At 62.4% G+C, this 19,422-nt stretch carries 19 protein-coding genes and 2 pseudogenes; 5 read left to right on the forward strand and 16 right to left on the reverse strand.

Annotation, left to right across the window (positions count from 1 at the left end):
- Window positions 1-177: 177 nt before the first annotated feature.
- Complete coding sequence (locus tag NKJ64_RS05975; RefSeq protein WP_050588079.1) at window positions 178-702, reverse strand: ABC transporter permease; 525 nt, start codon at window positions 700-702, stop codon at window positions 178-180.
- Between the two features lie 120 nt (window positions 703-822).
- On the opposite strand from NKJ64_RS05975, the gene NKJ64_RS05980 reads away from it, so the two are divergent.
- The gene (locus tag NKJ64_RS05980) at window positions 823-1,152 is read left to right on the forward strand and encodes a GMC oxidoreductase (protein ID WP_023740511.1); all 330 of its coding nucleotides are present in this window, start codon (window positions 823-825) and stop codon (window positions 1,150-1,152) included.
- 151 nt (window positions 1,153-1,303) lie between these two features.
- Here the strand turns inward: NKJ64_RS05980 and NKJ64_RS05985 are convergent, their stop codons facing one another.
- Window positions 1,304-1,468, reverse strand: a complete 165-nt coding sequence (locus tag NKJ64_RS05985; protein ID WP_155922419.1) for a hypothetical protein — start codon at window positions 1,466-1,468, stop codon at window positions 1,304-1,306.
- Here NKJ64_RS05985 and NKJ64_RS05990 point away from each other — a divergent pair.
- Window positions 1,428-1,681, forward strand: a pseudogene (locus NKJ64_RS05990) (MBL fold metallo-hydrolase); the annotation flags it as partial. The gene NKJ64_RS05985 and the pseudogene NKJ64_RS05990 sit on opposite strands and share 41 nt — an antisense overlap.
- Before the next feature lie 23 nt (window positions 1,682-1,704).
- Here the strand turns inward: NKJ64_RS05990 and NKJ64_RS05995 are convergent.
- The 7 genes from NKJ64_RS05995 to NKJ64_RS06025 form a co-directional block, all read right to left on the reverse strand.
- Complete coding sequence (locus NKJ64_RS05995; protein ID WP_023686849.1) at window positions 1,705-2,448, reverse strand: ATP-binding cassette domain-containing protein; 744 nt, start codon at window positions 2,446-2,448, stop codon at window positions 1,705-1,707.
- A 9-nt stretch (window positions 2,449-2,457) separates the two neighbouring features.
- Complete coding sequence (locus tag NKJ64_RS06000) at window positions 2,458-3,657, reverse strand: alanine racemase (protein ID WP_023818638.1); 1,200 nt, start codon at window positions 3,655-3,657, stop codon at window positions 2,458-2,460.
- Window positions 3,658-3,669: 12 nt separating this feature from the next.
- Window positions 3,670-4,638, reverse strand: coding sequence for an ABC transporter permease (locus NKJ64_RS06005; RefSeq protein WP_023686847.1), 969 nt, complete (start codon window positions 4,636-4,638; stop codon window positions 3,670-3,672).
- 35 nt (window positions 4,639-4,673) lie between these two features.
- The gene (locus tag NKJ64_RS06010) at window positions 4,674-5,735 is read right to left on the reverse strand and encodes a substrate-binding domain-containing protein (RefSeq protein WP_023735717.1); all 1,062 of its coding nucleotides are present in this window, start codon (window positions 5,733-5,735) and stop codon (window positions 4,674-4,676) included.
- Window positions 5,736-5,802: 67 nt separating this feature from the next.
- A complete protein-coding gene (locus NKJ64_RS06015; RefSeq protein WP_031194643.1) occupies window positions 5,803-6,864 on the reverse strand; it encodes a substrate-binding domain-containing protein in 1,062 nt (353 codons plus the stop codon).
- Window positions 6,865-6,895: 31 nt separating this feature from the next.
- The gene (locus NKJ64_RS06020; RefSeq protein WP_352462144.1) at window positions 6,896-8,149 is read right to left on the reverse strand and encodes a M20 family metallopeptidase; all 1,254 of its coding nucleotides are present in this window, start codon (window positions 8,147-8,149) and stop codon (window positions 6,896-6,898) included.
- Window positions 8,146-9,360 carry an ROK family transcriptional regulator gene (locus NKJ64_RS06025; RefSeq protein WP_023681814.1) on the reverse strand — a complete coding sequence of 405 codons (1,215 nt, stop codon included), beginning with the start codon at window positions 9,358-9,360 and terminating at the stop codon, window positions 8,146-8,148. The genes NKJ64_RS06020 and NKJ64_RS06025 overlap by 4 nt, the downstream gene beginning before the upstream one ends.
- A 917-nt stretch (window positions 9,361-10,277) precedes the next feature.
- Here NKJ64_RS06025 and NKJ64_RS06030 point away from each other — a divergent pair.
- The gene (locus tag NKJ64_RS06030) at window positions 10,278-11,624 is read left to right on the forward strand and encodes a family 1 glycosylhydrolase (RefSeq protein WP_023667728.1); all 1,347 of its coding nucleotides are present in this window, start codon (window positions 10,278-10,280) and stop codon (window positions 11,622-11,624) included.
- A 470-nt stretch (window positions 11,625-12,094) separates the two neighbouring features.
- The gene (locus NKJ64_RS06035) at window positions 12,095-12,385 is read left to right on the forward strand and encodes a MucR family transcriptional regulator (RefSeq protein WP_502896302.1); all 291 of its coding nucleotides are present in this window, start codon (window positions 12,095-12,097) and stop codon (window positions 12,383-12,385) included.
- Here the strand turns inward: NKJ64_RS06035 and NKJ64_RS06040 are convergent.
- The 7 genes and pseudogenes from NKJ64_RS06040 to NKJ64_RS06070 form a co-directional block, all read right to left on the reverse strand.
- Window positions 12,378-12,926 carry a hypothetical protein gene (locus NKJ64_RS06040; RefSeq protein WP_023738284.1) on the reverse strand — a complete coding sequence of 183 codons (549 nt, stop codon included), beginning with the start codon at window positions 12,924-12,926 and terminating at the stop codon, window positions 12,378-12,380. The two genes, NKJ64_RS06035 and NKJ64_RS06040, sit on opposite strands and share 8 nt — an antisense overlap.
- Window positions 12,927-13,122: 196 nt before the next feature.
- Window positions 13,123-13,376, reverse strand: a pseudogene (locus NKJ64_RS06045) (Arm DNA-binding domain-containing protein); the annotation flags it as partial.
- 291 nt (window positions 13,377-13,667) lie between these two features.
- Entirely contained in the window at window positions 13,668-15,230 is a 1,563-nt protein-coding gene (gene guaA, locus NKJ64_RS06050; protein ID WP_023732330.1) for a glutamine-hydrolyzing GMP synthase, read from the reverse strand.
- 55 nt (window positions 15,231-15,285) lie between these two features.
- Window positions 15,286-15,954, reverse strand: a complete 669-nt coding sequence (locus NKJ64_RS06055) for a 5'-methylthioadenosine/S-adenosylhomocysteine nucleosidase (protein ID WP_352462146.1) — start codon at window positions 15,952-15,954, stop codon at window positions 15,286-15,288.
- A complete protein-coding gene (locus tag NKJ64_RS06060) occupies window positions 15,951-16,409 on the reverse strand; it encodes a PaaI family thioesterase (protein ID WP_023701303.1) in 459 nt (152 codons plus the stop codon). Before NKJ64_RS06060 ends, NKJ64_RS06055 begins: the two co-directional genes overlap by 4 nt.
- An 84-nt stretch (window positions 16,410-16,493) precedes the next feature.
- Complete coding sequence (locus NKJ64_RS06065) at window positions 16,494-16,946, reverse strand: TspO/MBR family protein (RefSeq protein WP_352462148.1); 453 nt, start codon at window positions 16,944-16,946, stop codon at window positions 16,494-16,496.
- A 72-nt stretch (window positions 16,947-17,018) separates the two neighbouring features.
- Window positions 17,019-18,308, reverse strand: a complete 1,290-nt coding sequence (locus tag NKJ64_RS06070; RefSeq protein WP_352462149.1) for an RsmB/NOP family class I SAM-dependent RNA methyltransferase — start codon at window positions 18,306-18,308, stop codon at window positions 17,019-17,021.
- 318 nt (window positions 18,309-18,626) lie between these two features.
- On the opposite strand from NKJ64_RS06070, the gene NKJ64_RS06075 reads away from it, so the two are divergent.
- Complete coding sequence (locus NKJ64_RS06075) at window positions 18,627-19,304, forward strand: MIP/aquaporin family protein (RefSeq protein WP_352462151.1); 678 nt, start codon at window positions 18,627-18,629, stop codon at window positions 19,302-19,304.
- Window positions 19,305-19,422: the final 118 nt, after the last annotated feature.

Genomic DNA, 19,422 nt, shown 5'->3' on the forward strand with positions numbered 1-19,422 from the left:
CGGCACATCATGAGCCGACTGCATCGACATTGCGGCGACTGCCTTCGAAGCAGGAGCCGCTTGAGAGGCAATATTGCGGCGTTTTAGATCCCGGCCTTCGGCTGCCCCCCGGGCGCAAGCAGCCAACCGGTCGGCGATCGCAACTGCCGTGAACAATCTATTTCACCGGCTCGGGCATCACAGCCTACCTTCGGCGGTTGCGAGCCGGCCCCGCATCAATTCGCGGCGCTTTCGAAACTCTGTGTATTCCTGGTCGGCCAGTACCCCGATCAGGATCACCGATCCACTCACGGCAAAGTTGAGTGAGGAGGGAATGCCTAGAAGATTGACAAGGTTCTGAAGCACCTGCAGCAAGATCGTTCCAAGCACCACACCAATGATTGAGCCTTCCCCGCCCCGCAACGAGAACCCTCCAAGGACGGCGGCGGCGATCGCGTAGAGCTCGTAGAAATTGCCGTGCGAGCTTGGCAGGATCGAGCGTGTGAGAAAGATGGATGACAGCGCCGTCAGCCCGGCGCAGATCACATAGGCGCAGATGATAACCCGGCCGGTACGGATTCCCGAAAACCGCGCGGCCTCTTCATTTTTGCCGACGGCGTAGAGGTATAGTCCGAAGGCGGTACGGTGCAGAACGACCAACATCACCGCCGCCAGGACAAGCAGGAAGACAAAAGAATGAGGAATGGGAATGGAGGTAGGCATTGTTGGTAAGAACCGAAACCAGATCGGTGCGACCGGTGGTGAGATATTCCAGATCCTCGAAGCGGGTTTCGTAGGGAAAGCCTGCCGTCGCATCTTGGTGTTGCCCTGCTGCTCGCCGGCATGAAGATCGCCCGCACCATCCTGCGTCAGCCGGCCCTGCAGGCGGTGATCGCCGAGGAGCTGTCGCTGGGCGGGGCCGCCGACCTTTCCGATCAGTCCATAACAGACCACATCCTCGAACACGCCAAAACGGTCTATCACCCCTGCGGCACCTGCCGGATGGGCAGCGATGACCAGGCGGTGGTCGACCCGCAATTGCGCGTGCGCGGCGTGCCGCGCCTACGCATCTGCGACGCCTCGATCATGCCGCGTCTCATCAGCGGCAAAACCAACGCGCCGGTGATCATGATCGCCGACCGCTGCGCCGATTTCATCCTCGGCAGCGCTTAGCGAAAAACGGGCAGCCGAGAGAAATCCAGGCTGTTTTGAGACGGTGTATCTGTCCAGCGCATGCAGCGACTTGTCGCGACCGAAACCGGACAGCTTGACTCCGCCGGGCGGCACGGTGATGTCGGCGCCGCCATACATTGCATAGGTCCTATCAAATCGAGACTGGGACAGCGATGCCAACGCGCTGCTGTTGGCCGCCAGAAAGCTGGTGCGGATACGCCTGGAGAAATTCAGGCGATGCAGGCAGCTTCACCAGACGCAGCAGTTCCAGCAGCATCCATGACGGCGCCGAAGTCGCGCCCGGCTTCCAGATCATCGCTGCGCCGGCCACACGCCCGGCCACTCGGTCTACCTCGCAAACTACGGCAAGGAACAGCGCATGATTTCGGCCGACACGATGTATGTGCCAGCGCTGCTGGCGCCGCATCCGGAGTGGCAAGGCAGCTACGACCAGGACGGGCCGATGGCGATCACCACGCGGCACAAGCTGATCGATCGCGTGATTGCCGACAACATCCGGATCTCGGGCGGGGGCTCTCAGAGAGGTTCCTGCTATTGCTGCTGCAGGCCGGTGATCATGGCAATGATCTCGTTCTTATCGGTCTTCGCGGTCTCGCGAATTCCAATCTGCTTGCCACGCCTGAGAACACAGATGCGGTCGGAGAGCTTGAAGACCTGGTCGAGGCTGTGGCTGATGATCAGGATGCCGACATTGCGCTGCTTCAGCGACTGGACGATAGCCTCCACCCGGGCGGTTTCGGCAACGCCCAGCGCCGCCGTCGGCTCATCCAGCAGGATCAGCTTGCTTGCCCAATGCGTGGCGCGCGCGATCGCAACGCCCTGGCGCTGGCCGCCGGAGAGATCGCGGATAGTGGCGTGGGCGGAGGGGATGCGCACGTCCAGTTCCTTCACCAGTTTCTCGGTCTCGTCGATCATGCGGCGGCGGTCGAGCAAACCGAGGCGGTTCAGCGGCTCGCGGCCGAGGAACATGTTCATGTAGACCGTCTGCTGGTCGGCCAGCGCCAGGTCCTGGTAGACGACCTCGATGCCGTGCGCGCGCCCCATGGTGGCATTCGACATCGTCACCGGTTTTCCTTCGATGACGATGGTGCCGGACGAGGGCGGGTGGACCCCCGAGACGATCTTGACCAGCGTCGACTTTCCGGCGCCGTTGTCGCCGACGAGTGCAACGATCTCGCCCGGGAAAACCTCGAGCGAAAAACTCTCGATCGCGGTGATGCCGCCGAAATTCTTGCGAATGTCGTGCAGCTGAAGGATGGGCGCGCTCACCGTCATGTGTTTCTCCTAGACTGGCCAGGCATAGGGTTCACCGAAGCCGTTCTCGATGGTTTCCACTTTCGGATTGTCCGTCGAAATGCCCGACACGCCGACAATATGGGCGCGGGTGACGAAGGCCTGGCCACGGAAGCCGAACACGGCGCTGTCGCCAGGCTTCGGCGCGTTCGCGCCGGCGGCATCGATCATGGCGTAATAGTCGATCGCCGAGGGCGGCGGCACCTCGACGCTGCGCAGTGCCGAGCCTGCCGTTGTCGGTTCAGCCGAGACGATCGCCTTGACGTCGTAGTCGGGGAAGATCGGATCGATGTAGAAGCCGCCGCCAAGGCAATAGGCCTTGCCGCCGGAGAGATGCGAGACCTCGGCGAGATAGAGCACCGCCGGCAGCTCCGGCAAATCTTCCATGACATGCAGCGCGGTGGTGCCATGTAGTCCATTGCCGGGCTCGCACTGCGTCGCGCCGGCCTCGGCGAGTGCCGCCAGCATAACGCTCGACGTGGTGCCCGGCGCGTTGATCTCAATGTCCTTGCGGCCTGCCTTAGCCAGCGCTTCCGCAGCTTTCGCGAGCGTCGCCAGATTGGGGGTCGGCAGCACTTTTCGCGAAGCATGGTCGAACAGCAGAGCAGGGAAAGTGGTGATGCCGGCGAAACGGCCGCCTTCGACGGCATCCAGCCGGTCGGCGACATCGATAATGTCGGCGGCATTGAAACCGCCTTCATGGCCGCGATAGAAGATATCGCCTTCGGCGGCGATGCGGGCCAGCAGATGCTGCACATAGCCGGCCGCCTTGGCGCCTGTTGCCGCTTCCCCAGCCTTGGTATCATTGAACACGGTCCAGTAGTCCGGCTTGAAGGTTTTCGCCGCAGCCGCCGCTTCGAATTTTGCGACCTGCTGGAGATGGCCGAGATGGCCAAGCTTCATGCCTGCCTTGTGGGTGGCGCGGGCGCAAGCCATGTCGACGGCGACCGCGCGGTCAATGCCGCCGCGCATCACAGCCCGGCAGAACGACGAGGAGCGGCCGACCTGCTTGGTCATGGCGAAGATCTTCAGGCCGTTGCGGTTGGCCTCGCTCTTGAGAACCCGCGCATTGGCCTCAACCGTGTCGAGATCGAGCACATAAGCATTGGCCGGCAGCTTACCTTGCTGGTGCAACCGGATAGCTGATTCGATGAAGGCGGGGTTGCGGCGGCGCAAAATGTCGAGAAACATGGATGGCTTCCTTCAGCGGTTCTTTTCGCGCAGCGACACGGCGACTGCGGTCAGGATGATGAGGCCGCGCACGATCATCTGGTCGGAGACCGACAGGCCCATCAGGATCAGGCCGTTGTTGAGCATGCCCATCATCAACGAGCCGACCAGCGCGCCGACCACGGAGCCCTTGCCGCCATTGAGCAGCGTGCCGCCGACGATGACGGCGGCGATGACCGTCATCAGGTCGGTTTCGCCGAGAGTATATTTCGCCGCCTGCAGGCGACCGGCATAGAGCAAGCCGGCAAGACCGGCGAGCCCGCCGCTGATGGTCAGCACGGCGAGCCTGATCCTGGGCACGCTGATGCCCGATACGCTTGCGGCGCGGGCATTGTCGCCGGTCGCCAGCACATGCGCGCCGAAACGGGTTTCGCGGAACACCAGGTGGCCGATGGCCACGGCAATCACCGACCACCAGACGAGTGAGGGGACACCGAGCAGCGAGCCGGAACCGAAGAAGCCGGTGAACGCTTCGTTGGTCACCGAGATCGAGCGAAGGTCTGTCATCGAACGCGAAACGCCGGCGAACAGGCCGAGCGTCGCCAGCGTCACCAGGAAGGAGGGCAGCCTGACATACGCCACCAGCACGCCGTTGATGACGCCGATCAGCAGGCCGGCGCCGAGGCCGGCGACTATCCCTGCCGGCATGCCGTACGCGTTGATGGTGACGGCGGCTGCAAGGGCCGCCACCGCCACGATCGAGCCGATCGACAAATCTATTTCGCCGGCCGACATGACGAAGACCAGGCCGATGGCCATGATCGTCACCGGCGTCGTCTGCAACACGATGTTCGATAAGTTTCGGACGGTGAGGAAGCCGCTGTCCCTCAGCACAATGGCGAAGAACAGGAAGATCGCCAGGAAACCGAGGTAGACGACATATTGCTGCAGATTGAAGCGGCTGGCGAAGCTGCTACCGGCGCTGGTGTTGGCACTGGACATTTTATTCCTCCGGTGGTGAGCGCTTCGCCTCGAGCCTATTTCACCGCGTCCGCGATAGCCGCCGGTACGTCCCTGTTGAGGGACTTCTTCCAACCGTCCTTCACCGTGTCCTTGGTGACGGCGATGGAATCTACGGCATAGAATGGTTCGGCCTTCTTGCCGACCAGAGAACCTGCCGAGGCGCGCGCCAGCGTCACGCCAATGCTGTAGGCCTCGTCGGCGACGAGGGCCGCGATGTTGCCGCCCTTGACCATGTCGAGCGCGGCAGGCTCATTGAGGTCGAGCGTGACAATCTTGGTGTGCGTGTTGCCGGCACCGCGCAAGGCCGAAAGCACGCTCAGCGCCGGTTCGGCCCAGGTGACATAGATGCCGTCCAGGTCCGGATGCTGGGTGATCATCGCCTGGGCGATGTCTTCGCTGCGCGCCGGGTCGGCCATGCCGGCCTCGGCCTCGATCTTCATATCGGGATAGTCCTGCTCGATGGTCTTCTTGAAGGCCTGGTCGCGCTGGTTGGTGACGTAGAAGTCGGCATCGTGGAAGATGTAGCCGACCTTGCCTTTCTTGCCGAGCGCCTCGGCCATGGCGATGCCGGCCTTGTTGCCCATCTGAAAGAGATCGTCGGAGACGATGGTGACATAGTCCCTGCCCTGCTTGTAGCCGGCCGGGGAATTGTCGACGAAGCCGAGCTTGACGCCGGCCTGTCGTGCCGGATCGTAGACCGAAGCTGCAGTCGCCGGATCGACGGGAAGCGACAGGATGATCGACGGCTTTTTGGCCATCACCGTCTCGATATCGGCCTTCTGTCGCGCGGCGTCGAAACCGGCATCGGTCTGCGCCACCACCTCGATGCCGAGGCGCTTGAATTCGTCATGGGCGCCGGCATTGACGGCGTTGGTGTATTCGCTCATCTCGTGCCAGACGAGGGCGGCGGTGAACTTGCCGTCCTTGATCTGCTGCTCTTCGGCTGGCGTCAGCGTAAGACTGCTCGCCGGCACCGGCTTTTCACCATTCGGTCCTGTGGTGACGCCTTCGGCGGCGAAGGCGTGCATGGCTAGCAGGCTCGCCACCGTCGTTATGATTGCAGATGCTATGCGCATGTCCCGATTCCCCTTTTTGTTGTCGAAGAAAAGCTCCGGTGCGGCGGGCCGCGCCGGAGCGAGAGCCTTACTTGAACGCGTCGAGCACCGGCTGCGGCGCGTCGCGGTTGAGCGAGTCCTTCCAGCCCTGCGCGACATTCTCCTTGGTGACGGTCAGGGCCGGGGCGACGACGAAGGCTGGTGTCGGCTGGCCAAGCAGCGACTTCATGCCGGAAGCAGCCATGGCGCGGCCGAGTTCATAGGCCTTGTCGGCGACGAGGGCTGCGACATTGCCGCCCTTGACCATGTCGAGCGCGACCGGCTCGGCGAGGTCGAGCGTGACGATCTTGGTCCTGGCGTTGCCGGCGCCGCGTAGCGCCGACAGCACGCCGTCGGCCGGCTCGGCCCAGGTCACGTAGATGCCGTCGAGATCGGGATGTTGCAAAAGCATCGCGTTGGCCAGTTCCTCGGCGCGGGCCGGGTCGGATATGCCCTGTTCGGCGACGATCTTGATGTCGGGATAGACCTTCTCGATGGTGGTCTTGAAGGCTTGGTCGCGCTGGTTGGTGACGTAGTAGGCAGCGTCGTGGAAAATGTAGCCGACCTTGCCCTTGCCGCCGATCGCCTTGGCCATCGCGTCCGCAGCCTGCTTGCCCATCTGGAATAGATCGTCAGTCACGATCGAAGCGTAGTCGGTGCCCTGCTTGTAGTCCTTGGGCAAGTTGGACAGGAACACCAGCTTGGTGCCGTCCTTGACCGCCTGGCGGAAGGCTTCTGCCGAGGTGACCGGGTCGAGCGGCAGCGCCAAGATGACGTTGGGCTTGGCGGCCAACGCCGTCTCGATGTCGCTGCGCTGGCGGGCGGAGTCGAACTGGGCATCCGTTTTGACCGCAATGGTGATACCGGCGCGGGCGAATTCGTCGGTGGCGCCGGCGGTTACCGCATTGGTGAAATCGGACGAGGTGTGCCAGAGCAAGGCAGCCTTGTAGCCCTTGTCCTTGAGCGCGGCGATGTCGGCATCGCTTAGGATCACGTCGGCGCTCGGCGTGGCGCTCTCGCCCTGCGGGCCGACCGTCTGTGCGAAAGCTGGGTTGGCGGCAAGCATCAATCCGCCGGCAAAGGCGGCGGCGATCAGTGTCTTCATCGGCATGTCAGTTCTCCCATTTTGCTTCGTTGGTGGTTCAGTCGGCCACGCCGCAATAGCGGGCCATGAAGGCGGCGAAGCCGACTATGCCGGCGAAATATTCCTCGACATCCACGTGCTCCTCGAATGTGTGGCAATTCCTGATGTCGCCGGGCGCGCAATAGACGGCAGGAATACCGAGCTGATTGATGATGAAGGGGGACTCCGACCAGAACGGTGCGCCCTCGATGACGCCGCGTCCGCTCATTGCGCCGGCCATCGCGTCGGACAGCATGGCGACTTCCGCCCGCGTTTCGCCGATCTCGGCAGCGGTGCCGCCCAGCCTGTGGTCGCGGCCGGCGGGGTAGGCGAACTCTACCGAAATATCCGGATCGGTGATCGCGCCGCGCACGGCAGCCTCGATCTCGGCGGCGGCGGTGTCGAGGTCTTCGCCAGGCAACAGCTTACGGATCAGCGAGAGCGTGCAGCGCTCGGGAACGGCAATGTAGCCGCCGCCGGCAAGCCCGGTGATAAGCAGGAAGCCGCGCCCGACCAGTTTGTGCTCGGCGCGCGCGGCGACCTCATCCGAATGCTTCCAAAGCGCCGTCATCGCGGCATGGCTTGCACGGAGCGCATCCTTGCCGAGTTCTGGCACACCGAAATAGGCGGATTTGCCGGTAATCGAGATATCGGTGATGAAGAAGCCGATCTGCGCCGCATAAACGGCCAGGCGGGTCGGCTCGACATAGACGCTGAAATCGGGTGCTGTGACCTCGCCGGTCTCGATGCGTCCGACGAAGTGCTTGATCCCGGCGGAAATGCCGGTGCCGGGCTGGCCGCTCTCCTCGTCGCCGATGAAAGCGAAGGCGACGTCGCCCTTGAGGCGAACGCCTGCCTTGTCGAGTAGCGCGAGTGCCGCCAGCGAAGCAGTGATGCCGGCCTTGAGGTCGCCTGAGCCGCGGCCCCAGACAGCACCATCAATGATCGGGGCGGCGAACGGATCCTCACGCTCGGTGCCTGCCCAATGCTCGCGCCAGCCGTCGACATGGACGGTGTCGGTATGGCCCATGAACAGCAGGCGCTTTCCCTGGTCGGACCCCTTGCGCTCGCCCCAGATGTTGGGCCGCCCGGGAAGAAATTCCGTCCTGGTCAGGCCGCTGAGGTCAAGGTCGCGCATCCTGGCTTCTAGGAAGTCGACGAAGTTGGCTTCGTTGCCGGTGATGCTCTCTCGGCCGATGGCGCGGCGAAACAGCGTTAGTGCGTCGTCGCGGTCGAGCGCTGCCTGCAGGCGGGCGGTAATATCGTGAGTCATATCGCGGCCTCCTTCAGGGCGGCGGCCTGGGCAGGCGGCAGCGAAATCCGGCCATCAGGCGCGTCGACGCCGAACAGCGTGTTGTGCAACTGGCCAAGGCCGATTGCCGCCGCGCCAATGAGGGCTGCGCGTGCGCCGAGTTCGCTCGCCTCGACCCTGACCGGATAGGGGAAGCATAGCGGCAGAAGCGCCTGCACCCTGGACAGGATTTCGGGCCGCAACCCAATCGAGCCGCCGAGGATAAACTTTTCTGGATTGGCGATTGCCGCGATTGCCGCAACGCCTTGCGCCAGATGGCGGGCAGTTTCGTCGAGCACGGTGAGCGCGTCCTTGTCGCCAAGCGCGGCATTCTCGAATATTGCCGGCACCGAGACCTGCCTGCCGGTGAGAGCGTGGTAGCGATCGGTCATGGCGTGGGTGGCCACCGCGCGTTCGAATGCGCCGGTGCGCAGTGATTCCTCGGTGAAGGGATCGGCCCCGATCGGCATGAAACCGATCTCGCCGGCGGCGTGCCCAGCACCCCGCACCAGATGGCCGCCCAGCATCAGCCCGCTGCCGATGCCGGTGCCGAGCGCGATGTAGGCGAGATTGTCGATGCCCTGGCCTTGGCCGAGCCAGTTCTCGCCAAGCACCGCGAGATTGACGTCGTTCTCGATCATCACCGCGACGCCGAGCGCTTCTTCGAAGGCATCCAGCACATTCATTGTGTCGAAGCCGGCAATGTTCGGCGCCATTAAAATGCGGCCGGTGGCCGGGTCAGGAGCGCCAGGCGCGCCGATGACGGCCAGGCGTATCTTCTTGCGCGCGACGTGCTGTCTGGCCGCGGCATCGAAGGCCAGCGCTGCAATCTGATCGACGACGAACTGGCCGCCGCGCGGGTCGGTCGGTGTGGCGGCTTCGGCAAAGATCTGGCAGGCAAGGTCCGTCAGCGCGACCCGCACCTTGGTGCCGCCAAGGTCGACGGCGATGATATAGGCTGCGTCGTGGACCAGTTCGTAGGTGACGGCGGTGCGCCCGACATGGCCGCTGGTGCGGCCGGTTTCCTGGACCCAGCCCTCCTGCTCGAGCCCGCGCATGATTTCGGAGATGGTCTGCTTCGACAGGCCCGTCAGCTTGGCGATCGAGGCGCGGGAGATCGGCCCGCCCTGGACGATCGCTTCCATCACGGAGCGCTGTGAGAACTGACGGGATATGCGCGGCAGGTCAGTCACATTGAACTCCCGTTAATTCGTTCTATGACCGAACTTATTATTCGGAACTGGACCTGTCAATGTATGTTCGCGAGCGGCCGTTTTTGCACGCGAACATTGATCCGGAGGCAGGATTCAGGCGCGGTGCTGCCGTTCGGCAGAAGATAAATGCGGTCAGGGAGTGGCTGGATCAGCTTCTTGAATCAATTGGGCGAACAGCTTCGCAGCGCATTGACAAATAACGATCATGCTAGTCTCTGAGGGGCACTGTTTTCTACAGGAGATCAATACAGCGGATGGTTCGCCGGTCCATATCTCTCGTATTCTCTCGTATGGGTCTGTCGAACCATGGGACGATGAACGAGACCAACTATTGGCTTCGAGAATATCGGTGATGTACCGCGGGTCTGCGTCCCAGTGAATGGCTCAAATGGGGCCGGCAGCGGAACGTCCGTTTGCAGTTTGCAAACGTGGATAACTACCATACCGCCTTAACTCGCAAAGACCCGTTTGACGCCAACTGGGCTGGCCCGAAGCCGACCTCTCCGTCCAGCATAGTCCGATCATATTCGGCGCAAGCTGCTCGCTTGAACCGTGGGATAGAATTCCGCCAATCTCGACCCGCCTATGCCTGGGTGGCCCCTGCTCACAATCACGAGCGTAGCGCCATCTTTCCGAATGGCCGGGTGAGGCTGGAGAAATCGCCGCTGAACCTTCTCGACCAGCCATTCTCCGGCTTTGGCAAAAAGCCGGTTCGAAGGCTTTTCCGCCATGTGCCGTTGCCTTTCGCAACGAACGGTCAACCGACTGTGAATAGCACTTGCAGGCACGTGGTTGTCAGGCGCCCACCGAACTTGACAAGCAGTCTTGCAGGAACTGCGTCGAGCACTGAACGTTTGACCAAGCGCGGGCATCTCCGCCTTGGCTAAGGACCATCAATGTTCACGTTCATGTTTGCCACCGGCATCGAGAACAGCACCCCCACCATTCGACAAGGCCGGGAGCGCGTCGACGAAATGGAAAAATGCCGCTTCTACGAACGATGGCGCACCGACTTCGAACTGGTCCAGGATCTCGGGGTGCATTTCCTCCGCTACGGACCTCCCATCCACAAAACATGGCTGGGTGACGGACGTTATGATTGGGCATTCGCCGATGAGACCTTCGCGGACCTGAAGGCGAAAGACATTCTTCCGATCGTCGACCTTTGCCATTTTGGCGTGCCGGACTGGATTGGCAACTTCCAGAACCCGGACTTTCCGACACTATTCGAGCACTACGCCAGGGATTTCGCGATGCGCTATCCGTGGATCCAGCTCTTCACCCCAATAAATGAGATGTTCATCTGCGCCACCTTTTCGGCCCGCTGGGGATGGTGGAACGAACAACTGAGCAGCGACACTGCTTTCGTCACCGCCCTCAAGCACATCGTGAAGGCGAACGTGCTTGCCATGCGGGCGATTCTCGAGGTGCGGCCGGACGCCATCTTCATTCAGAGCGAATCCTCGGAATACTTCCACGCCGATTCTCCCGAGGCGGTCGGCAGAGCGGAACGGTTCAACAGCGAGCGTTTCCTGTCGCTTGACCTCAACTACGGTCATGACGTCGACGCGCACACCTATCGCTATCTTCTCGAAAACGGGATGACGGCCGAAGAATACAGTTTCTTCCTGGAAAGCCATCTGCGCAGGCATTGCGTGATGGGCACCGACTATTACCAGACCAACGAACATCGGGTTTGGGCAGACGGAACGACGTCCGGGTCCGGCGAGGTGTTTGGCTATGACGAGATCACGCGGCAGTACTTCAACCGCTACCGGCTTCCCGTAATGCATACGGAGACCAACATCAGCGAAGGCCCCAATGGAGACGAGGCCGTCTATTGGCTGTGGAAAGAGTGGGCCAACGTGCTGCGGATCCGCAACGATGGCATCCCCATCGTAGGCTTCACCTGGTACTCGCTGACGGATCAGGTGGACTGGGACAGTGCGCTTCGGGAGAACAACGGACGGATCAATCCGCTCGGCCTCTATGACCTCGACCGAAATCCGAGGGCGGTGGGGCGCGCTTTCAAGGCGCTGATCGCGAACTGGAACAAGCTGTTGGCCACACAAAGTGTCTGCCTTGCTTTGCCGGTCTTTCTTCCCTCACAGCAAGACGATGCCATTGTTCGCGCGCAACAGGATTATGCGCGCAGCCTGCTGAGCGTGGATCGGGTCGCTGAAGGCTGGACTGAACCACTTGCTGCTCCCCAGAAAGAGGTCGAACCCGATGCGCCTGGATAACAAGACTGCATTGTAACCGGTGCTGCAAGCGGCATTGGACTGGCCATCGCCATGCGGTTGGGCACCGAAGGTGCACGGGTGAGCCGACGTGGGTGGAGGCAAGGTCGAGAAGGCGCGCATCGGTTCGACAAGGGGCGCGCCGGGGAGGCCGCTATCACGGTGCTGTCGACTTGCGCTCACGCGTTCGGCAGGTTGGTAATAATCGTCAACAACGCGCCGGCCTGATAATCTTTAACCATTGAGGCATTCACTAGCGCGGTCTGGCTGAAGGTGCTGAGCGTCGACCTGCTGGGCGCAATTTATTTCGCCCGAAAGGCATTCGCTCATATGACATCTGGCGGCGTCATCGTAAACGTATTGAGTGTGCGCGGTCGAGACGAGCTCCGCATGTCAAGCTATACGCTGCGGCAAAGGCCACCCTCCTGTCTCTAACCGAGACGCGACGGATATTGCACCTTGGCCGACTGGGCATGACTCCGGACGATTACCGAACCAAATGGAACCTGCCTCGCAATTACCCGATGGTGGCACCCAACCATTCGGGAAGCGCTCTGCATATCGCCTATAACACCCCAGTGGGCGGACAGCTCTCGCCTGAGGCGTCAGTCGTCCTTGAGGCGCTCCGGCATCGCATTGGAGACCCAAGGCTGGTGCACAAGGATCATGACATTGAATTCCACTCTTTACAGGAACAAGTGCCTTTCCTCGGGATTAGGATTCGACGCCGCAACGGCGTCGAACCCCAAAGGAGACTCACATGAAACGTAAGATTTTGACAGCTACAGCGATCTCTCTCTGTCTCGCCACCGCGGCCTTGGCGCAGTCGTCGGGAACATCCAGCGGCACGAACGGAACGTCCGGCTCATCGGCCGGGTCGGGTATGAGCTCTACGTCCGGCTCCGGCCAAAGCGGTATCCCGAGCGGCTGGGACAGCAAGCTCTCCGGCTCATTCTTCAGCGACGCCAATTCGGGAAGACTTCTGTCGCAGGATGAGATCCGCAAGAACTGGTCGTCCCTGAGCTCTGAACAGCAGGCACAGGTTCGCTCCGACTGCTCGAGAATGACGGCCAGTAACGGCACTGGCTCTGGCACAATGACCGGCACGTCAGGTAGCTCGGCTTCGACCGGCAGTGATACAACGGCGAGTGTCGGCACCGGCTCTGGCACAGCCACCGGCACTTCAGGCAGCTCTGGTTCGACCGGCAGTAACACCACGGCCAGCAACAGCACTGGTTCGGGTACAACCACCGGCACGTCGGGATCCTCGAATACAGCTGGCGATACGACCGCCAGCACCAGCACGGGTTCGGGCGCGAACTCGGCTGCTCAAATGGCTTCGATGCAGCAGCTCTGCACCCAGGTTCAAGGGATGTGACTGAATGCGGGCTCCGGGCCGGCTTGGCCGAGATAGAAGAGGCCTTGACGGCCCGGACATCGCTTTGGTTTGGTAGCCATTCGGCGCTGAAGTCGGCCGGTGATCGGTGTCACAACTCGGCGCTTGTATCGCCGGCGACCGTCCCTCGCCAATAGCGCGCTTCGCGTCGAGACACTTCTCTCGGGCAAGGGCAAGTGAGATTCCGTCCCGTCCATACCTGCCAAGACAGACCGTCTCGCGGCGTCCGTTGAGCCTGTAATCCAGCCGAAAGGAGATCGCGCCACTAGGCATGACGCGAACATACATGCCGTCGCGGTCCGCAATCTTGTAGATTTTCACTTTTGGTTCAGGGCTTTAAGGGCGACGTCCGTCAGCATTCCCCGCTACCTCCTGAAAAGTACCGTCAGTACAATTTCGAGGCTCTTCGGCAGAACATTCGTTTTATCTTCAGTGCCTTAAGGCATCAAAAAACACCGTCAGAGCCTCATTGGATCTGACGGTACTTCGAAAAATCTGAGCTAGCAATTTGCGGAAGGTCCGTCAGCCGGTCCGTCAAATCCAATCTCCGCACCGATTGTCGCTAATTGTCTCCGAATGGATTTATACGTGTTATCAAACGGTTGTGGAGTGCAATGGCGTGTTTCCGGCGGCGTTTGAGTGGGCCTGAATCACTCCCACTCGATGGTGCCTGGCGGCTTTGACGTCACGTCGTAGACGACGCGGTTGATGCCGCGGACTTCGTTGATGATGCGGGTGGCCGCCGCGCCGAGGAAAGCCATGTCGTAGTGGTAGAAGTCGGCGGTCATGCCGTCGACGGACGTCACGGCGCGCAGGGCGCAGACGAATTCGTAGGTGCGGCCGTCGCCCATCACACCGACGGTCTGCACCGGAAGCAGCACGGCGAAAGCCTGCCAGATGGCGTCGTAGAGGCCGGCCTTGCGGATCTCGTCGAGATAGATGGCGTCGGCCTCGCGCAGGATTTCGAGCTTTTCGCGGGTGATACCGCCGGGGCAGCGGATGGCAAGGCCTGGTCCGGGGAACGGATGGCGGCCAATAAAACTTTCGGGCAGGCCGAGTTCCTTGCCCAGTGCCCTCACCTCGTCCTTGAACAGTTCGCGCAGCGGCTCGACCAGCTGCATGTTCATGCGCGCCGGCAGGCCGCCGACATTGTGGTGCGACTTGATGGTCACCGACGGGCCGCCGGTGAAGGAGACGCTCTCGATGACGTCGGGATAGAGCGTGCCTTGCGCCAGGAAATCGGCGCCGCCGAGTTTCTTGGCCTCTTCCTCGAACACTTCGATGAACAGCCGGCCGATGGTCTTGCGCTTCTTCTCGGGGTCGGACTCGCCTTCCAGCGCCGAGATGAATTTTTCCGACGCGTCGACCAGGATCAGCGGCAGATTATAGTGCTGGCGGAACATCGCCACCACGCCGGCGGCCTCGTCCTTGCGCATCAGGCCATGGTCGACGAGGATGCAGGTCAGCTGGTCGCCGACCGCTTCGTGGATCAGCAAGGCAGCGACCGATGAATCCACGCCGCCCGACAGCGCGCAGATCACCTTGCCCTTGCCGACCTGTTTGCGAATTGTCTCGACCGCATGCTCGCGATAGGCGCGCATCGTCCAGTCGCCTTCGATGCCGGCGATGTTGTGCACGAAGTTTCTCAGCAGCCTGGCGCCATCCGGCGTATGCACAACTTCCGGGTGGAACATGATGCCGTACATCTTGCGCGCGACGTTGCCGAAGATGGCGAAAGGCGAGCCTTCCGACTTGCCGAAGACTTCGAACCCCTTGGGCAGCGAGATGACGCGGTCGCCATGGCTCATCCACACCTGGTGGCGCTGGCCTGGCGCCCACAGGCCCTCGAACAGCGGGCTGTCCTTTTCGATCTCGACGAAGGCGCGGCCGAATTCGCGATGGTTCGAGCTTTCGGCGACGCCGCCCATCTGCACGCACATGGCCATCTGGCCGTAGCAGATACCGAGCACAGGTACGCCGGCATCGAAGACGATCTGCGGCGCGCGCGGGCTGCCGATGTCCGATGTCGAGGCGGGACCGCCCGACAGGATCACGGCTTTCGGATTGATGCGCTTGAAGGCAGCTTCGGCCGATTGGAACGGCACGATCTCGGAAAACACGCCAGCCTCGCGGATGCGGCGGGCGATGAGTTGCGTAAACTGGCTGCCGAAATCGACAATCAGGACTGTATCGGGATGATTGGCTGTCGTCATGGCGAGCCTTTAGAGAAAGAAATGAGTCGGCGCAATGGGGTGCGCAACCCGACTTTCAGAGCGGCGCCGACTCTTGCCCAGGCTGCTCCTTGTGTAGCGTGCCGGAGCCGATGGCCTGTTCGAGCCGAGCGACCGCATCCGCCAGCTTCTCGTCGATGACATGCAGATATTCGGTCCAGTCGCCAACGTGGCGCAGATCGGCTGCACCGTCTGAAATGCCGCGCAGGCCGATAAGCGGGATATCGAACAACTGGCAGGCGCGCAGGCAGGCGAAGGTTTCCATGTCGACCATGTCGGCGGCGATGGCGTCATAGGCGGCACCGGTGATGATGGCGCCGCCGGTCGACAGGCTGGCTTCTTTAATGCCCGGTATCCTGAATGATAGCGGGACGGTCACCGGCAGGTCGAGGAACGGCGTCGCGCCTTTTTCGAAGCCTAGCGGTGAAGCGTCGATGTCGCGATAGCTGACCGAGACCGCCTGGTAGATTTCCGTCTGCTCCAGTGTGCGGCTGCCGGCGGAGCCGAGCGAGACGACGAGATCGGGCAGCGTCTTCTCAGACTTCAGCCATGACAGTTCGGCGCCGAGCCGCACACCTGCCTCGACCGGGCCGACGCCCGTCATCAGCGGCGTGAACAGTTTCTGCAGATGCGGACCGTATTCCGCTTGCGCCGCCATGACGAAAAGAACGTCCTTGCCGCCAATTCGCGTAACGCTGGCCATCATCCCGCTATCCCGTCACGGCCAACCACCGTCATCATCGTGCCGGTCATGGTCGCGATCAGCTTGGCCTCGCCATCGGCGGCAAAGGCGTACGCCTGGCCATCGGCGACAATGATGGTGCGGCCGGGTTTGGTCACCGAGCCGCGGAACAGGAAGCGTTCGCCCCGGCCGGGCGCCAGGAGGTTGACCTTGAACTCAATGGTCAGCACACCGGAATTTTCCGGCATCAGCGAAAATGCGGCATAGCCGCAGGCCGAATCCAGCGCCGTCGAAATCACCCCGGCATGCAGGAAACCGTGCTGCTGGGTCAGTGCCTGGGAATAGGGCATTTCGATCTCGATGATGCCCGGCGTCACAAGCGTCAGCTCGGCGCCGATGGTCGCCATCGCCTGCTGGCGCGCGAACGACGCCCTTACGCGGTCCTCATAATCGGGTGCGGGTACGATCTTTGCTGCCATGGCCATCGCCCTGATTTATCTGCAAAGCTTATCGCAGACGCCTGAACGCCACGCAAATGCTTTTGCTGCACTGCAGCAAAGCACTCAGTTCAACAGGAGCAGCGACGCGTTGAGCAAGGTGGCGAAGGCCACCCATAGGGCATAGGGCGCAAACAGCCAGCCGGAAACCCGGTCGCGGTTCCACACCGTGGCTATGAACAGCGCAATGCTGGCGAGAAGAGCCAGGATCACGACCAGTGCCGGCCCCACCAGTTTGGCGCCGAAGAAAGTCGGCGACCACGCGAAGTTCAGAACAAGCTGGAGGGCCCAGATCTTCATCGCGGCGCCTGCTCGTTCCCGCTCCCATGTCCGCCAGCCGGCTACGGCGATCAGGACATAAAGGAGCGTCCAGGCCGGCGCGAAGACCCAGTTGGGCGGGTTGAAGGGCGGCTTGGCGAGCGAGGCATACCATTCACCCGGCAACGTCGCATAGCCGATCAACAGGCCGCCGCCGAGCACCAGAATGAGGAAAAGCAGAAGCGACACATATCTTTGCAAGAATTCTACCCCGTCTGGCGGCCGACGCCGCGCATCTGCAACTGGCGCTATGTCAGCCTGTCAATCGCAGCGTCAATTCGCCCGACGCAGCGCACAGAAATAGAACCCGTCGGTGCCGCTGAGCGCCGGCGACAGCGAGATATCGCTTGTCTTGCCGATCCGGGCGGCCGCTGCGTGACCGGGGAAGCTGACATCCCAGAGCGCGCGATGATCGACCGGAACGAAGCCCTTGTGCCGTTCGCGAAAGGCGGCGACCTGCTCGCCATTCTCCTCGTCGAACACCGAACAGGTGATGTAGACCAGCAGGCCGCCCGGTTTGACATAGGCCTTCGCCGCATCGAGGATCGCCGACTGCTCGCCCTTGCGGGCATCGAGCTGTCTTTGCATCAGCCGCCATTTGGCGTCTGGACGGCGCCGCCAGGTGCCGCTGCCGGTGCAGGGCGCATCGACCAGCACGATGTCCATGTGGCCTGCGAGGGGGCTGAGCTCAGCCGGCTTGGTGACAACCTGGACGTTGCGGTTTTCCGAACGGCGGAGGCGGTCGAAGATCGGCGCCAGCCGCGCTTTTTCGGCATCATGGGCGAAGACCTGGCCTTTGTTGGCCATCGCCGCCGACAACGCCAGCGTCTTGCCGCCGGCGCCGGCGCAGAAATCGAGCACCTGCATCCCGGCTTGCGCGCCGGCAAGGGCGGCAACGATCTGCGAGCCTTCGTCCTGGACCTCGAACCAGCCTTTCTGGAAGGCCGGCTCGGCCTGTACGTTCGGGTGCCTGCCGTCGCCGTCGATGGGCGGGATGCGAATGCCTTGTGGCGCGATAGCGGCTGCCTTGGCGCCGGTTTCGGCGAGTTCCGCCAGCACTTTGGCGCGGTCGGACTGCAGCGTATTGACCCTGATGTCGAGCGGCGGGCGGGTCGCCAAAGCCGCCCCTTCCGCAACCCAGTCTGCGCCAAAGGATCGTTCGAAGAGCGGCGCGCACCAGTCGGGTATGTCCGCCCGCACCGCCTCCGGCGCGTCTTCAGGCCGGCGCTCGGCCAGCGCCTGCAACTCGGCGGCGCTGAGCAGCGGCGGCGCGAACTTGTCACCCTGGAGCGCATCGTTGAGCGACTGCGGCGTCTGGCCCCATTCGATGAGCAGCGCGCCGAAGCCGATGGCGCGGGGCGTGTCTTCACCCAAAAGCCAGCCGGCGGAACGTTTGTGGCGCAGCGCGTCGTAGACGATGTTGCCGATCGCCGCGCGGTCGCCGCCGCCCGCAAAGCGATGCGACAGGCCCCAATCTTTCAGCGCATCGGCCACCGGCCGGTGGCGCCGGCCAATGTCGTCCAGCACTTCAATGGCTGCCGCCAGCCGTCCGCCCAGTCGCATTCGTCATTCCATCTATCGAGCACAGTATCTTTCGGCCTGCTCTTAGAGCGTTTCTCGTCGAGATTGAACCCCGCTTGAATTTCGCGGCGACGAGGCCTTCCGCTCGCGGCCGACGATTTTCCCCGCCGGCAAATGTCCGCCCGCCGGCGATAACAAATCTCAAATATATGCAAGGTCTCTAATGTTGGTAACTGGCCGCGTAAGCACGATCTGTGGCGCAATTGCTCTGCTTTCCAAGCTTTTGCGTTGGGAATACTCTTTGCGCCATGATTCGCGGCGCGGAAAAGCGGACCGGCGGATCGATGCGAGGAGAGGGCAATGAAAACGTATCTTGCGGAAGTTCTAGGGACATTTCTATTGGTGTTTATCGGCACGGCGTCGGTGGCGACGGGTGGCTTTCTCGCCGACTTGCCGCTGGGCCAGGAAGCCATCGGCCTGGCGTTCGGCATCGGCCTGATTGCGGCGGCTTACGCGGTGGGTCCCATCTCAGGCGCACATCTCAACCCGGCCGTCACGCTCGGCGTCTTCCTTGCCGGCCGGCTGCCGGCCAAGGATGTCATTCCTTACTGGATCGCGCAGATCATCGGCGCCATTCTGGCCTCGCTGGCGCTGTGGATCATCGTCTCCGGCCAGACCGGCGGGCACACCACCGGTTTCGGCGCCAATGGCTGGGACGTGGCGAAATGGGGGACGAGTTCGGCCTTCCTGTGGGAGCTGATCGGCACCTTCACCTTCGTCACCGTCATCCTCGGCGTCACCGCCGAGAAGCACTCGACGGCGTTCGCCGGCCTGGTCATCGGCCTGACGCTGGCCGGACTGCACTTCGCAATGATCCCGGTGACCGGCACCTCGCTCAATCCGGCGCGTTCGATCGGCCCGGCGCTGTTTACCGGTGCCGCAGCCCTCAGCCAGCTCTGGCTGTTCATCGTTGCGCCGCTGATCGGCGGCGCAATCGCTGGCGTCGTCGCCAAGGCACGCATCTTCGAAAAGGACTGATTTCGAAGCCTGCGAAAACGAAGGGGGGGGGGGGGGGGCCCCGGCCCGCGGGGGGGGGGGGGGTGTTGGGGGGGGCGGGGGGCGCCGGCGCGGGCGGGGGCAGAGGGGCGCCCGACCG

It is taken from the genome of Mesorhizobium sp. M0062 (genome assembly GCF_040323125.1).
Lineage (GTDB): Bacteria > Pseudomonadota > Alphaproteobacteria > Rhizobiales > Rhizobiaceae > Mesorhizobium.